Source organism: Brevundimonas sp. NIBR10, assembly GCF_027912515.1.
In the GTDB taxonomy this organism is placed as follows: domain Bacteria; phylum Pseudomonadota; class Alphaproteobacteria; order Caulobacterales; family Caulobacteraceae; genus Brevundimonas.
The window spans coordinates 1,208,739-1,223,259 of the sequence record NZ_CP115464.1; the positions used below are offsets into that span (position 1 = coordinate 1,208,739).

The 14,521-nt window shown below is 67.7% G+C and carries 14 protein-coding genes; 7 read left to right on the top strand and 7 right to left on the bottom strand.

Annotated features, from left to right (window positions below; genetic code table 11):
- Positions 1-93: 93 nt before the first annotated feature.
- The 4 genes from O5K39_RS05825 to O5K39_RS05840 form a co-directional block, all read right to left on the bottom strand.
- Complete coding sequence (locus O5K39_RS05825) at positions 94-1,626, bottom strand: acyl-CoA carboxylase subunit beta (protein ID WP_271146339.1); 1,533 nt, start codon at positions 1,624-1,626, stop codon at positions 94-96.
- Positions 1,627-1,690: 64 nt separating this feature from the next.
- Positions 1,691-2,314, bottom strand: coding sequence for a TetR/AcrR family transcriptional regulator (locus O5K39_RS05830; protein WP_271146340.1), 624 nt, complete (start codon positions 2,312-2,314; stop codon positions 1,691-1,693).
- 149 nt (positions 2,315-2,463) lie between these two features.
- Positions 2,464-3,342 carry a LysR family transcriptional regulator gene (locus tag O5K39_RS05835; protein ID WP_271146341.1) on the bottom strand — a complete coding sequence of 293 codons (879 nt, stop codon included), beginning with the start codon at positions 3,340-3,342 and terminating at the stop codon, positions 2,464-2,466.
- 43 nt (positions 3,343-3,385) lie between these two features.
- On the bottom strand, positions 3,386-4,486 hold the full coding sequence (locus O5K39_RS05840) for a DUF2855 family protein (protein ID WP_271146342.1): 1,101 nt from the start codon (positions 4,484-4,486) through the stop codon (positions 3,386-3,388).
- Between the two features lie 185 nt (positions 4,487-4,671).
- Between O5K39_RS05840 and O5K39_RS05845 the strand changes: the two genes are divergently transcribed.
- From O5K39_RS05845 to mmsB, 3 genes are read left to right on the top strand one after another with little or no spacing between them, the layout of a single operon-like run.
- Positions 4,672-6,174, top strand: coding sequence for a CoA-acylating methylmalonate-semialdehyde dehydrogenase (locus O5K39_RS05845; RefSeq protein ID WP_271146343.1), 1,503 nt, complete (start codon positions 4,672-4,674; stop codon positions 6,172-6,174).
- Between the two features lie 10 nt (positions 6,175-6,184).
- A complete protein-coding gene (locus tag O5K39_RS05850; protein ID WP_271146344.1) occupies positions 6,185-7,324 on the top strand; it encodes an acyl-CoA dehydrogenase family protein in 1,140 nt (379 codons plus the stop codon).
- Positions 7,221-8,252 carry a 3-hydroxyisobutyrate dehydrogenase gene (mmsB, locus tag O5K39_RS05855; protein ID WP_271147109.1) on the top strand — a complete coding sequence of 344 codons (1,032 nt, stop codon included), beginning with the start codon at positions 7,221-7,223 and terminating at the stop codon, positions 8,250-8,252. Before O5K39_RS05850 ends, mmsB begins: the two co-directional genes overlap by 104 nt.
- Before the next feature lie 48 nt (positions 8,253-8,300).
- On the opposite strand, the gene O5K39_RS05860 is transcribed toward mmsB, so the two are convergent.
- The gene (locus O5K39_RS05860; protein WP_271146345.1) at positions 8,301-11,186 is read right to left on the bottom strand and encodes a pitrilysin family protein; all 2,886 of its coding nucleotides are present in this window, start codon (positions 11,184-11,186) and stop codon (positions 8,301-8,303) included.
- Between the two features lie 137 nt (positions 11,187-11,323).
- On the opposite strand from O5K39_RS05860, the gene O5K39_RS05865 reads away from it, so the two are divergent.
- The 4 genes from O5K39_RS05865 to O5K39_RS05880 all read left to right on the top strand — a co-directional run bounded on the left by O5K39_RS05865 (position 11,324) and on the right by O5K39_RS05880 (position 13,618).
- The gene (locus O5K39_RS05865) at positions 11,324-11,743 is read left to right on the top strand and encodes a hypothetical protein (RefSeq protein WP_271146346.1); all 420 of its coding nucleotides are present in this window, start codon (positions 11,324-11,326) and stop codon (positions 11,741-11,743) included.
- A 43-nt stretch (positions 11,744-11,786) separates the two neighbouring features.
- Positions 11,787-12,344 carry a signal peptidase II gene (lspA, locus tag O5K39_RS05870; protein ID WP_271146347.1) on the top strand — a complete coding sequence of 186 codons (558 nt, stop codon included), beginning with the start codon at positions 11,787-11,789 and terminating at the stop codon, positions 12,342-12,344.
- Positions 12,345-12,413: 69 nt separating this feature from the next.
- Positions 12,414-12,989, top strand: coding sequence for a DUF3035 domain-containing protein (locus tag O5K39_RS05875; protein WP_271147110.1), 576 nt, complete (start codon positions 12,414-12,416; stop codon positions 12,987-12,989).
- A 176-nt stretch (positions 12,990-13,165) separates the two neighbouring features.
- Complete coding sequence (locus O5K39_RS05880) at positions 13,166-13,618, top strand: PaaI family thioesterase (RefSeq protein WP_271146348.1); 453 nt, start codon at positions 13,166-13,168, stop codon at positions 13,616-13,618.
- Between the two features lie 66 nt (positions 13,619-13,684).
- Here O5K39_RS05880 and rplT read toward each other — a convergent pair whose 3' ends face one another.
- A complete protein-coding gene (gene rplT / locus O5K39_RS05885; protein WP_271146349.1) occupies positions 13,685-14,038 on the bottom strand; it encodes a 50S ribosomal protein L20 in 354 nt (117 codons plus the stop codon).
- Between the two features lie 120 nt (positions 14,039-14,158).
- Positions 14,159-14,356 (bottom strand): 50S ribosomal protein L35, encoded by a 198-nt coding sequence (gene rpmI, locus O5K39_RS05890; RefSeq protein WP_131250811.1) that lies wholly within the window; start codon positions 14,354-14,356, stop codon positions 14,159-14,161.
- Positions 14,357-14,521: the final 165 nt, after the last annotated feature.

Sequence of the window (14,521 nt, forward strand, 5' to 3'; positions counted from 1 at the left end):
TTGGCCGTGACCCACCGTCCTCGACGGTGTTTCTGGATCCTCGGGACAAGCCCGAGGATGACGGTGAATGAGGGCGAGAGCGCGACATGATCCCTACAGCGGAATGTTGTCGTGCTTCTTCCAGGGATTGTCCTGGACCTTGTTCTTCAGCGTCCGCAGGGCGCGGATCAGCCGGCGGCGCGTGCCGTGGGGCATGATGACGTCGTCGATGTAGCCGAGGCCCGCCGCCACGAAGGGGTTGGCGAACTTGTCCTTGTATTCGGCCTCGCGGGCGGCCAGCGCCTCGGGGTCGCCGGCCTCCTTGCGGAAGATGATCTCGACCGCGCCCTTGGTGCCCATGACCGCGATCTCGGCGGTGGGCCAGGCGTAGTTGACGTCGCCGCGCAGGTGTTTGGAGCTCATCACGTCATAGGCGCCGCCATAGGCCTTGCGCGTGATCAGGGTCAGTTTGGGCACGGTCGCCTCCGCATAGGCGAACAACAGCTTGGCCCCGTGCTTGATCAGGGCGCCGTATTCCTGCTTGGTCCCCGGCATGAAGCCCGGCACGTCGACGAAGGTCACGATCGGGATGCCGAAGGCGTCGCAGAAGCGGACGAACCGCGCGGCCTTGCGGCTGGAGTCGATATCGAGCACGCCTGCCAGCACCTGGGGCTGGTTGGCGACGATGCCGACGGGCTGGCCGTCCAGACGGCCGAAGCCGCAGACGATGTTCCTGGCGAAATCGGCCCCGATCTCGAAGAAGTCGGCCTCGTCGACCGTCTTCAGGATCAGCTCCTTCATGTCATAGGGCTGGTTCGGATTGGCCGGGATCAGGGTGTCGAGGCTGGCCTCGTCGCGGTCGGGCGTGTCGTACGACTCGCGCACCGGGGGCTTCTCGCGGTTCGACAGGGGCAGGAAGCCGATCAGGCGGCGGACCTCCGACAGGGCCTCCAGATCGTTCTCGAAGGCGCCGTCGGCGACGCCGGACTTGCCCGCATGGACCTTGGCGCCGCCCAGGTCCTCGTGGCTGACGACCTCGTTGGTGACCGTCTTCACCACGTCGGGGCCGGTCACGTACATGTAGGACGTGTCCTTCACCATGAAGATGAAGTCGGTGATGGCCGGCGAATAGACGTCGCCGCCCGCGCACGGGCCCATGATGACGCTGATCTGGGGGATGACGCCCGAGGCCAGGGTGTTCTGGAGGAAGATGTCGGCGTATCCGGCCAGGGCCTCGACCCCCTCCTGGATGCGCGCCCCGCCGGCGTCGAACAGGCCGATGATGGGGGCACCGGTGGTCAGGGCCATCTTCTGCAGCTTGACGATCTTGGCCGCGTGGGCGCCCGACAGGGAGCCGCCGAAGACCGTGAAATCCTTGGAGAAGACATAGACCAGACGGCCGCCGATGGCGCCTCGTCCGGTGACGACGCCGTCGCCGGGGATGCGCTGCTTGTCCATGCCGAACTGGGTCGAGCGGTGCTCGACGAACATATCGGTTTCCTCGAACGAGCCCTCGTCCAGCAGGACGTCGATCCGCTCGCGCGCCGACAGCTTGCCCTTGGCGTGCTGGGCCGCGATGCGGGCCTCGCCACCACCGAGTTTCGCGGCCGCGCGGCGCTGGTCCAGTTGTTCGAGGATGGACTGCATCTGGATTTCCTACTTGCGAGTAGACTTAATGGCCGAACGGTGCCTCCGGGTCAACGGGGACGCTTCAGCGGGGCCGGACTCCTTCGGAGAAACTGTCCCACAGGCGTTCGGCGATCTCCTGGGGCGTCAGCTTGCCGTTAGGGGCGTACCACTGGGCGATCGAGTTCATCGCGCCCGAGATGGCGAAGGTGGACATCCGCACGTCGGCGGTGCGCAGGGATCCGTCTCGCACCCCTTCGCGCAGTAGGTCGCGGATGCGGGCGTCCACCTTGCGTTTGACGGCGCGCAGCCGGTCACGGACGTCTGGGGTCAGCTCGACGTCGGGGACGCGGTGCAGGCAGCGTCCGAAGACCGTGGTGGTGATCTCCACGTATTTCTGGACCACCTGATGCAGGCGCTCGCGGCCGTCGATGCCGGTGACGGCGCTCTCCTCGACGGCTTCGGAATAGGCGTCGAGCGCCAGGGTGAAACAGGCGCCGAGCAGAGCCTGTTTGCCGCCCGCATAGTAGTAGACCGTGGGCTTGGACACGCCCAGGCGTGCGGCGATGTCGTCGATCGAGGTCGCGCCGTATCCGTCCTGGACGAAGGCGGACGCCGCGGCGGCCAGGACGGCCTCGCGCTTGGCGTCCGGATCGCGGGCGCGGCCGCCTGTCCAGGGATCGTCGGTGAGGGTGGAAACACTACTCATGGGTCAGGGATAGCACATATCGTCGTGACTCAAATCCTCCCCCGTTGGGGGAGGTGGCGCAGCGCGCCTTCGCGCTGTGACGGAGGGGGCTCGAAGCGAGCTTGGTGTTTGCGGCCGGCCCCCTCCACCCCTTCGGGGTCCCCCGCCCCCTACGGGTGAGGATTGAGCAACGCCGCATTCGCCTCGCACAACGCCTTGACCCATCCGCGCACGGCCCGCAGCCGCGCGGTGTCGTGGACCTCGCGGTGGGTGCTGAGCCAGAAGCGGCGCTGGATCAGGACGTCGGGCAGGACCCGCTCCAGACCCTCGGCCAGGAAACAGGGCAGGACGCCGATGCCGCCGCCGCCCGCGATGATGTCCCTCTGGGCCCGGATCGAGGACGAGGCCAGATGCGGGGTCAGGCCGGGCCTGACCTCGTCCAGATAGCGCAGCTCGGGCGCATAGATCAGGTCGTCGACATAGCCGACGATGTCGTGGCCGGCGAGGGCGTCGATGCCGCCCGGGGCACCGCGCTGCGTCAGGTATGCGGGGGCGGCATAGAGGGCCAGTTGGTAGGACGTCAGGGGCTCGACGATCAGCCGGGTGCTGTCGGGCGCGCTGAGGGTGATGGCCATGTCCACCTCGCGCCGGCTGGGCGACAGGAAGCCCGAACTGGCGGCCAGCTCGATGCGCAGGCCCGGCCGCGCGGCGTGCAGGCCGGCCAGGGCAGGGGCCAGGACGACGCCGCCGAAGCCCTCTGAGGCGCTGATCCGCACCGTGCCGGCCACGACATCGGGCTGGGCGATGCGGCCGGCGGCGTCCATGGCGGTCTCGGCCTCCAGCCCGACCTGAAGCAACTGGGCCCCGGCGGCGGTGAGTTGCAGACCCTGGGCCGAGCGGACCACCAGGGTCGATTTCAGCGCGCTCTCCAGCCGGGCCACCCGGCGACCGACCGTGGCGGCGTCGATGCCGAGCCGGCTCGCCGCCCCGCCCAGAGACCCGGCGCGGGCGGCGGCGATGAAGATGCGGACGTCGTCCCAGTCGAACATTGTGGGATTGCAGCGGGGTTGCTGCGGGAATGCAAGTCCGGTGTCAGGCGCGGAGGCGGACCACCGCGCCCTCGGCTGCGTCCGCGCGGCCGTCGGCGAGGTCGCGTACCACCTTTGCCGCCGCCTCCAGCCCCTGGTGTTCGACGATGCGGATCCAGGGCGAGGCCGGATCGACCACCCGCTCAAAGAAGGCGCGCTGGTCGGCGAAGAACCGGTCGTAGAAGGCGCGAAGCGTGCCGCGTTGCCGGTGCGAGTCCAGGCAGGTGGCGGCGAAGAAGAAGACCGGGCGGGGTCCGACCAGGTCGGGATCGTCGCCGGTGAAGTCGTCGCTCTGGGTCGAGCCGACGAGGCAGTCGTATTTCAGGTCGGCGCCGAAATGGGCGTGGACGCGGCGGCGCAGGCCCGGATCGCCGGCCAGGTCGAGATAGAGGGTCGGAACCCCGGTCTTCAGCATCTCCACCTCGTCATAGCCGTAGACGGCGTCATAGGCGCCCAGTCCCTCGACGAAGGCGCGGTTGCGCGCACCGGTCAGGCCGATCAGCCGCACCTCGTCCTCGACAAGGCAGTGCGCCGATCCATAGGCGGTCTTGGACGAGGCGCTGGACACCACCACCTGTTTCGCGCCGAAGAAGTCGTGATCCCTCAGGAAATCGACCGCCGTATAGGAGGTGATGAACAGGGGCCGGAAGATCGCCTCGGCGTTCTCCAGTTCGGCGGCATAGTTGGCGTCGGCCGCGCACAGGACATAGCGGTTGTAGATGTCGGGCACCGCCTTTCGCCACGGCGCGGCGTCGGCGAACCCGCCGCTGGACACCTTTTCGGCCTGGACCGTCAGGGTCTCGGCCATGGGGAAATAGCCGAAGACCCGGGCACCGACCGCGACGCCCTCGGCGCGCGACCCCACCACATCGGCGAAGCCCCAGACGGGCATCAGGCCATGGTCGTCGCGACCGGTCGGGAAGACCTTCCAGTAGCCGATGGCGTCGCCATAGGCCGCATAGGTGATGTTGTTGGTCGTCAGCGAGAAACGGTCCAGCGCCAGCACGACCTCGCCCTCGGCCAGGTCGGCGGCCGGGACGGCGTCGATCAGGGTGACGCCCGGATCGGATTTGAGCGTCATCAGGCGGCGGGTGGTCTGGGTCATCGGGCCTCTCCGGGCGTTTCCTCTGGGGTCAGCCTAGCGAAGATTTCAGGTGACGCAGGAGAAGGATCGGCGGCGCGGATCGATGCGATTACGCGGACCCGTCGCTGCAACTTTGCAATGCCGCCGGAGTGCCCGGCCTGCTAGACCGGGCCCAACGAACAGAACCGGTTTCAGGGAGCCTCGCCATGCGCGACATCAACCACTTCATAGACGGCGCGAGTTTCATCGGCGCCTCGGGCCGGTTCGCTGACGTGTTCAATCCCAACACGGGCGAGGTCCAGGCGCGGGTGCAACTGGCCTCGGTCGCCGAGATGGACCGGGCGGTGCAGTCGGCCCAGGCCGCGTTCGAGGGCTGGTCGAGCACCAACCCCCAGCGCCGCGCCCGGGTGATGTTCGAATTCAAGCGGCTGGTCGAGGCGAATATGACCGAGCTGGCCGAACTGCTGTCGTCCGAGCACGGCAAGGTGGTCGCGGACTCGAAGGGCGACATCCAGCGGGGTCTCGAAGTGATCGAGTTCGCCTGTGGCATCCCTCATGCGCTGAAGGGCGAATACACCTGGGGTGCCGGTCCCGGCATCGACGTCTACTCGATGCGCCAGCCGCTGGGCGTCGTGTCCGGCATCACCCCGTTCAACTTCCCGGCCATGATCCCGATGTGGATGTTCGGCGTGGCCATCGCGGTGGGCAATACCTTCATCCTGAAGCCCTCGGAGCGCGATCCGTCGGTGCCGGTGCGTCTGGCCGAGCTGATGATGGAGGCGGGGGCACCTGCGGGCGTGCTGAATGTGGTTCACGGTGACAAGCTGGCGGTCGACTCGATCCTGGAGCACCCGCTGGTGCATGCGGTCAGCTTCGTCGGGTCGTCCGATATCGCCCACTATGTCTATCAGACCGGCGCCGCCAACCATAAGCGGGTCCAGGCCATGGGCGGGGCCAAGAACCACGGCATCGTCCTGCCCGACGCCGACATGGACCAGGTGATCAAGGACCTGTCGGGTGCCGCCTACGGCTCGGCCGGCGAGCGCTGCATGGCCTTGCCGGTCGTGGTGCCGGTCGGAAAGAAGACGGCCGACGAACTCCGTGAACGGATGGTCGCCGAGATCCCGACCATGCGGGTCGGCGTCTCGACCGACGCCGGTGCCCACTATGGCCCCGTCGTCACGGCCCAGCACAAGGCCCGCGTCGAGGGCTGGATCGCCCAAGGGGTCAAGGACGGTGCCGAACTGGTCGTCGACGGCCGGGGCTTCAGCCTGCAAGGCCACGAGAAGGGCTATTTCGTCGGCCCGTCGCTGTTCGACCATGTCACGCCGGAGATGGAGAGCTACAAGGAGGAGATCTTCGGGCCCGTGCTGCAGATCGTCCGCGCCGCGACCTTCGAGGAGGCGCTGAGCCTGCCGAGCAAGCACCAATACGGCAACGGCGTCGCCATCTTCACCCAGAACGGCCGCGCGGCCCGCGACTTCGCCGCCCGCGTCAATGTCGGGATGGTCGGCATCAATGTGCCTATCCCGGTGCCGGTCGCCTATCACACCTTCGGCGGCTGGAAGCGTTCGGCCTTCGGCGACACCAACCAGCACGGCATGGAAGGCCTCAAATTCTGGACCAAGGTCAAGACGGTCACCGCCCGCTGGCCGGACTCGGAGTTGGAACACGCGGACAGTTCGTTCGTCATCCCGACGATGGCGTGAGGGTTCGCCGATGGACTTCGCCCTCAACGACGACCAGCGCGCCATTCAGGACGCGGCGCGGGCCTTCGCCCAGGACCTGCTGCTGCCGGACTCGGCGGAGTGGGACGAGGCCAAGCATTTCCCCGTCGATGTCATGCGTCAGGCGGCGGAGATGGGGTTCTGTGGCATCTACACGGGCGAGGAGCACGGCGGCCTGGCGCTGGGCCGGGTCGAGGCGGCGGTGATCTTCGAGGAACTGGCGCGAGGCGACGTCTCGGTCGCGGCCTTCATCTCGATCCACAATATGGCGACCTGGATGGTGGACCGGTTCGGGTCGGATGATCTGCGCGGCCGTTATGTCCCGTCACTGGTGACGATGGACAAGATCGCTTCCTATTGTCTGACCGAACCGGGCTCGGGCTCGGACGCGGCGGCGATGCGGACCAGCGCCGTATTGCAGGGCGACGAATGGGTCCTGAACGGGTCGAAAGCCTTCATCTCGGGCGCCGGAACATCGGACGTCTATGTGGTCATGGCCCGCACCGGCGAACCGGGCCCCAAGGGCATTTCGGCCTTCGTCGTCGACAAGGATGCCCCCGGCCTCTCGTTCGGGGCCCAGGAAAAGAAAATGGGCTGGAACGCCCAGCCGACCGCCATCGTCCAGTTCGACGACTGTCGCATTCCGGCGGCCAAACTGCTGGGCAAGGAAGGTGACGGCTTCCGCTATGCGATGATGGGGCTGGACGGCGGGCGGCTGAACATCGCCGCCTGTTCGCTGGGCGGGGCGCGACTGGCGCTGGAGACGGCGCAGGACTACGTCTCGACCCGCAAGCAGTTCGGCAAGGCCTTGGCCGAGTTCCAGAACACCCAGTTCAAACTGGCCGACATGGCCACCGACCTGGAGGCCGCGCGGCTGATGGTCCTGCGCGGGGCCTGGGCCATCGACACCGACCATCCGGAAAAGACCAAATGGTGCGCCATGGCCAAGCGGCTGGCCACCGACGCTTGTTTCCAGATCGCCGACGAGGCCCTGCAACTGCACGGCGGGTACGGATACCTGAAGGATTATCCGCTGGAGCGGATCGTGCGCGACCTGCGGGTCCACCGCATCCTCGAAGGCACCAACGAGATCATGCGGGTCATCACCGCGCGGGAAATGCTTCGCCAGTAAGCATCCGAGAACACAGGGAAGAACGACCATGAAGATCGCATTCATCGGCCTGGGCAACATGGGCGGCGGGATGGCCGCGAACCAGGCGAAGGCGGGGCATGAGGTGGCCGCGTTCGACCTGTCGCAGGCTGCGCTGGATCGGGCCAAGGCAGCGGGATGTACGCCGGTCGCCTCGGTCGGCGAGGCGGTTAGGGATGCCGAGGTGGTTATCACTATGCTGCCCGCCGGGCCGCACGTGTTGAAGGTCTATTCGGAACAGATCATCGGGGCGGCGCCGAGTTCGGCCCTGTTGCTGGACTGCTCGACCATCGACGTGGACACGGCGAGGAAGGTGGCGGGGCTGGCGACCGAGGCGGGATACGTCTTTGCCGACGCGCCCGTGTCGGGCGGGACGGTGGCGGCCGACGCCGGGACCCTGGCCTTCATGGTCGGGTGCGACGAGGCCGAGTTCGCCCGGATCGAGGCGGCGCTGGAGCCCATGAGCCGGGTCACCATGCGTGCGGGCGACCACGGCGCGGGGCAGGCGGCCAAGATCTGCAACAACATGATCCTGGGTATCACCATGATCGGGACCTGCGAGGCCGTGGCCCTGGCCGAGAAGCTGGGGCTGGATCCCGTGAAATTCTTCGACATCGCGTCGAAGTCGTCGGGGCAGTCGTGGAGCGTGTCGAGCTACTACCCCTGGCCCGGGCCGGTGCCGACGGCGCCGTCCAACCGCAACTATGACGGCGGGTTCGCTACCGGCATGATGCTGAAGGACCTCAAGCTGGCCCAGGAGGCGGCGGCGAAGTCGGGGGCCTCGACGCCGCTGGGGGCGCAGTCGGAGGCGTTGTTCCAGCTGTTTAACGGTCTGGGCTACGGCGGGCGCGATTTCTCGGCCATCCTGCAAATGCTGCGCGGGCAGTTGGAGGGTTTGCCGAAGGGCTAAAATCATCTCCGCTCATCCCGGCATCCGCCGGGATGAGCGAAATTGGGGTTACCGCACCCCCAGCCCCGCCGACCCAAGGTCCAGTTGCGACGACGGGATGATCACCAGGTCGGGGTGTTTGACGCGCAGTTGGTCGACGAACATCGACGATTCGCCGACCACCACGACATAGGCGCGCTCGGCCCCGAGGGTGGACCGGGCCACGGCCTGGAGGCTCTCGGGCGTCGTCGCCTCGATCTTGCCGGCATAGGCGGTGCTTTCGTCGAGCGGCAGGCCGTAGGTCACCGCGTCGGCGATGAAACCGCCGAGGCCCCCCGTCGTCTCGATGCCGCGCGAGAAGCCGCCCGTCAGGAAGGTCTCGCGATCCTTGACCGCCGTCTCGGTGACCGGTTCGGTGACCAGCCGGTCGAGTTCGGCCAGGACCAGATCGACGACCTCGGACGCGCTTTCGTTCTTGGTCTGGGTGGTGGCGGTCAGCAGGCCACCGTCACGGCGCGCGGCGACAGAGGCATAGGCGCCGTAGCTGAGGCCCCGTTTGGCGCGGACCTCCTGGAACAGGTGACCGTTCTGGCCGCCGCCGATCACGGCACCCGCGACCGACAGGGGATAGAAGGCCGGGTCGCCCCGGCGCGGGCCGGGGACCGCCGCCGTCACCGCCGCCTGGCCTGAACCCGGCAGGTCGACGACGATCACGCGGGGCGGCAGGGGAGCAGCGGCGCGGGTCGGAGTGGTCGGAACCGCGCCTGTAGGCTTGGCCCAGCCGCCGAGCGTCTTCTGGGCGAAGGCGAAGCCTTCCTCCGCGGTCATGTTGCCGGTGATGATCAGGGCGGCGTTGTCGGGCCGCCACCAGCGCTGGTGAGAGGCGACGATCTCGTCGCGGGTCAGGGCGCCGAGCGAGGCGATCGTGCCCCCGGCCGGCGCGCCATAGGCGGCGTCGCCGTAAGCCACGCGGGCCAGGACCTGGGACGCGATCGGGCCGGGCTGGCGCAGGGCGACGCGCAGGGCGTTGACGGCGCGGGTGCGCGAGCGCTCGACCTCGGCCGGATCGAAGGTCGGGCGCTGGACCACGTCGGCGAGGACGGCGCCCACGGCATCGGCGGAAGCCGTCGGGGCCGAGACGAACAGGCTGGTGGAATCCGCGCCTGCGCCTCCGCCGATGTTCGCCCCCAGGGCCTCCAGCGTCGAGGCGATCTCGGGTGCCGTGCGGCCACCGGCACCTTGCGTGGCCAGGGCGGCGGTCATGGAGGCTAGGCCCGGCCGGTCGGCGGGATCGCCCGCCGCGCCGCCGTTGACGACGAGCTGGGCGTTCATGATGGGCAGGTCGGTGGACCGGGCGACGATGACCCGCAGTCCGTTCGACAGGGTGCGCTCGGCGATCACCGGGGCCGCCATCGGCCGCGCGGCGACGGGCGTTGGCGCGGCCTGACGCTGGCCCTCGGGCAGCAGTTCGTTGGGCGGCAGGATGGCCGGGGGCACGGTCAGGAAGGCCGGCATGGGGGCGGGGTTGCGCCAGCCCGTCTGTTCGTCGAACGAGGGCGTGCCGGCCGGGGCCTGGCTCTGATCCAGATAGCGGGCCGATACGCGGGCGTTCTCGTTCAGATAGGTCCGGGCGACGCGCTGGACATCGGCGATGGTCACGGCCTTGATGGCGGCGATCCGCTCGTCAGCGGCCTTGGGGTCGTTCTGGGCGATCAGCACGCGGCCAAGGATGAAGGCGCGGCCGGACGCGGTCTCGCGCTGGCGCAGGTCCGACGCGAGGATCTCGGTCTGAGCCTCGGCCAGTTCGGCGGCCGTGATGGGTTCGTTGCGGATGCGGTCCAGTTCGAGGTTAAGCGCGGCCTCGGCGTCCTCGACGGCCTTGCCTTGCGCGACGATGACCTGGGCGATGATCGACCCGGCCTCTTCCTGGCCCTGAGCGCTCAGGAAGGCGGATGAGGCGAGCTGCTCGTCATAGACGAGCGCCTTGTACAGCCGCGAGCTCTCGCCGCGCGACATGACCGCCGACAGGACTTCCAGTGCAGCGGTGTCGGCACTGGAATCGGCCACGCCCTGATAGATCGCCGCGACGGCGGGCAGGGGCACGTTGGGCGCATAGGCCACGACCGAGCGCGGGGCCGTGCGGGGTGCGACCGGGCGGCGGGCGAACTGCGGCACCGGGCGTTGGGGGTTGTCGATGTCGGTGAAATACTGATCGACCCAACGGTCCAGCTGGGCCGGATCGAAATTGCCCGAGACGATCAGGGTCGCGGTGGCGGGGCGGTAATAGGCCTCGTGGAAGGCCAGGGCGTCGGACAGTTGGGCCGAATCCAGCTCCTCGATCGAGCCGATGACGGAGCGGCGGTAGATGCTGTCGTCGAACGAATTGTCGCCGATCACGAACCGCCCGAACCGGCCATAGGGGGGCGCCAGGACGTTCTGGCGCAGCTCTTCCTTGACGATCGACCGCTCGGCCTCGAACACGGCCTGATCGACGACCGGGCGGGCCATCCGCTCGGCATGGGTCCAAAGCATCTGCTCCAGATACTGGGGCGGGACGGTCTCGTAGTAGTTGGTGAAATCCTGGCTGGTGGAGGCGTTGCGGGTGCCGCCGGCGTTCTCGACCATGGTCGAGATCATGCCGTAGGGCAGGTTGACGGTCTTTCGGCTGAGGATGTGTTCGAACAGGTGGGCGAAGCCCGAACGGCCTTGCGGATCGTCCTTGCCGCCGACGTCGTACCAGACCTGTATGGTGACGGTCCCGGCCGTCGGGTCGGGCATGGAATAGACGTTCAATCCGTTGCCAAGGGTCCGGTGCGCATATTCCAGTGGCGGCGGCGTCAGGGCCTCCAGCCGGGCGGAAGACTGTTGCGCCAAGGCTGGGGCGGCGAGACCCAAGCTCAGGGCGAGGACGGAGCAACCCACGGCGAGCGTGCGCGACAGGACGGGACGGATCATGGGGGGAACTCCGAAGGCGACGATCGCCGACCGTATCAACGCGGGGCGGATCGCAAAGTTACGTCGGTGTAATGTTTGATCAGGCTGCGGATTTCGGCGACGCTGGCCTCGTCCGCGATCGGGCGGTATCGTGACGCATGACCCTGCGAACCCTCCGAGACCTGCCCGGCGTCGACGACCTGGAACTCAAGGCGCTGATGAAGCCGCGCTTTGCCGACCCGGATGTGCCGGAGGGTCGCGACGAGATCGACGCCCTGTCGGTGGCCGTCTTCGGTCTTTCGCTGGATGCGGCGGAGGCGACCGTCCGCCCCGACGACTGGGACGGAATCGAAACCCTGTCGCCCGCCGATATGGCCGAGGCGTTCGAGGCCGAGGGGTGGGACGTCACCGACAAGCGACGGAAGCCGCTGCGTCTGCTGCCGCACCTGGCCCTGCCCCTGGCGCTGGCGCTGCGCGGGATCGCCGGCGAGTTGCCGTTCCATGCGGAGCCGGCGCAGGAACAGTCCGACTGGGGCTCCAGCCTGGCCGCCGACGCCAAGCGGTTCACCAAACGCTAGTGGTCTGGTCGTACCGCGACGGCCCTGCTAACCAGCACGCCGCATGACAGTTTCGACCCCGACCCCGCGTCTGAATATCCCCCGCATCGCCTGGGCCGCCTATGGCTTCGCCCTGGTGATCATCGTTCTGGACCAGTTGACCAAGGCCTGGTTGATGAGTGCGGCGGGGGTCGATGACATTCGTATGGTGCCCGAGGGCTATCTGTTCGGTGTCGTCATCCCGGGCGTCCTGAAGTTCACCTTCGTCCAGAACCAGGGCGTCAGCTTCGGCCTGTTCGGCGGGGGCGAGGCGCGCTGGCTGCTGAGCGTCTTTTCGGTCGCGGTCGCAGCGGGTCTGGCCTGGTGGGCGACCCAGGCGGACCGGCGGTTGCTGATCACCGCCATCGGCCTGGTCATCGGCGGGGCGCTGGGCAATGCGATCGACCGGATCCGCTTCGGCTGGGTCATTGATTTCATCGACTTCTCGTCGACGGGCCTGTTCCCCTGGGTGTTCAATGTCGCCGACAGCGCCATCACCGTGGGCGTCATCCTGCTGATCCTCGACAGCGTCCTGTCGGAGCGAAAGACGGCTCAGGTTGGCGCGGCCCACGAAAAGGCGTAATCAACCGCTCTTTGCCATTTCGATCTGCGCAAACCCGCATCAGTCGGGCCGGAACCGAAGCGAACCATGATGACCACCCGCACCCTCGTCCGTACCGGGATTGTTTCCCTGCTGGCCGTGTCCGCCCTGTCGCTGGGCGCCTGCCAGGGGATGCGCCAGTCGATCGGCCTGACCAAGGTCGTCCCCGACGAGTTCGTCACCGTCTCGACCGCCCCGCTCAGCGTGCCGCCGGAGTACGGCCTGCGCCCGCCGTCGCCCGGCCAGCCCCGGCCCCAGGAACTGGCCCCCGAGAGCGCGGCTCGCCAGATCCTGCTGGGTCAGCGCCAGTCGATCACCCGCACGCCGGGTGAACAGGCCCTGGTCACCGCCGCCGGCGCCGACCGGGCCGATCCTCTGGCCCGCTACGTCGTCGACGACGAGTTCGGTGACCTGACCCACAAGGAAGAGAGCTTCGCCAACCGCGTCATGTTCTGGCGCAAGGACGACGCGGCCTCCCAGGCCCCGACCACGGCCCAGACCTCGACCGGTGCGGTGACAATCGACGCCGCGACCGAGAACGCCCGGCTCCAGGCCCTGACCGGCAACACCGCCGGCATCGCCATCCAGCCGCGCCGCTCCAGCGGGTTCAAGCTGCCGGGGCTTTAAGCCCGGGCCGCTTCGCGGTGCGCTAACGCCCGGCTCGCCCCCCGGTCCGATCCTCGACCGGCCGGAGGACAGGATCTGCCTCGCTGCTTGAGCGCAGGCCGGCACGATATCGCTTGCCACCTGCAGGTGCGTCCTTATTGTAAACGGACCTGACGTTTCCTTTCCGGAGCGAGCCCGTGTCCGATTCCGCCACAGCCGATATCGCCACTCTGTCGGGGATCGCCCAGTTGCGTCTGGCGATGTCGGGCCAGGGCGTGATCGCGCCGATCGCCGAGACCGTGGGCTTTTCGCTGATCGAGGTCGAGGAAGGTCGCGTCGTGTTCGAGGCCACGCCGACCCGGGCCGTCTATAATCCGCTGGGAACGGTCCACGGCGGCTGGATGGCGACGGTGCTCGATTCGGCCTGCGGCTGCGTCGTCCATTCGATGCTCAGTCCCACCCAGGCCTATACGACGCTGGAGCTCAAGACCGTCTTCCACAAGGCGCTGACGGCCGGGACATCGGTGCGTGCCGTTGGCCGGATCGTCCAGATGGGCCGTCGCGCCGCCTTCTCCGAGGCCGACCTGCGGGGTCTGGACGGCAAGCTCTATGCGACGGCGACCTCGACCTGTCTGGTGATGGAGCGGTAGACCGCACACGAAAACGCCCGCCCCGGAGACCGGGGCGGGCGTTTCAGATCGACAGACCGGACAGTCTTACGCCAGGGCGGCGCGGACCTTGTCGGCGATGGCCTTGAAGCCGGTTTCGTCGGCGGCGATCGCGGCCAGAACCTTGCGGTCCAGCTCGATGCCGGCCAGGCCCAGGCCATGGATGAACTGCGAGTAGGTGAAGCCTTCCTGACGGGCAGCGGCGTTGATACGCTGGATCCACAGGGCGCGGAAGTTGCGCTTGTTCGTGCGACGGTCGCGATAGGCGTATTGCCCGGCGCGGTCGACGGCGGCCTTGGCCGTGCGGATGGTGTTCTTGCGGCGACCCGAGAAGCCCTTGGCCTGTTCGAGAACCTTCTTGTGGCGGGCGTGCGATACGACGCCCCTCTTTACGCGAGCCATGTTTTTATTCCTTCGGAAGGGTCCCTAACGTTCACCGCGCGGCGGCTCACTTCTTGAGGGACTCCTGATTTCTGTTCAGTGCGACGGTGCGGTGTGGAGGTCAGTGCTGCTGCGCTACGCTTACGCGTAGGGCATGTAGGACTTGATCTTCTTGGCGTCGGCGTCGGCCATGACCTTGGTGCCGCGGTTCTGACGGATGTATTTGGAGTTGTGGCTGATCAAGCGGTGACGCTTGCCCGCAACGCCGGACTTTACCTTGCCCGTCGCAGTGAAAGAAAAGCGCTTCTTGGCGCCCGACTTCGTCTTCAGTTTCGGCATTTTCACTCTCATTTTGAGGGGGCTAACGCCCTTCGGGCTACTTGAGCCTGGAAGACGATAACCCGGTTCGAAAACCGCCAAGGCATGCCATTAGCCCGGCGGTTCGTAGGCGAAGGCGCGGCTAGTAGGCGAAACCACCCGCAAAGGCAAGCCGAGTCTGGCTCG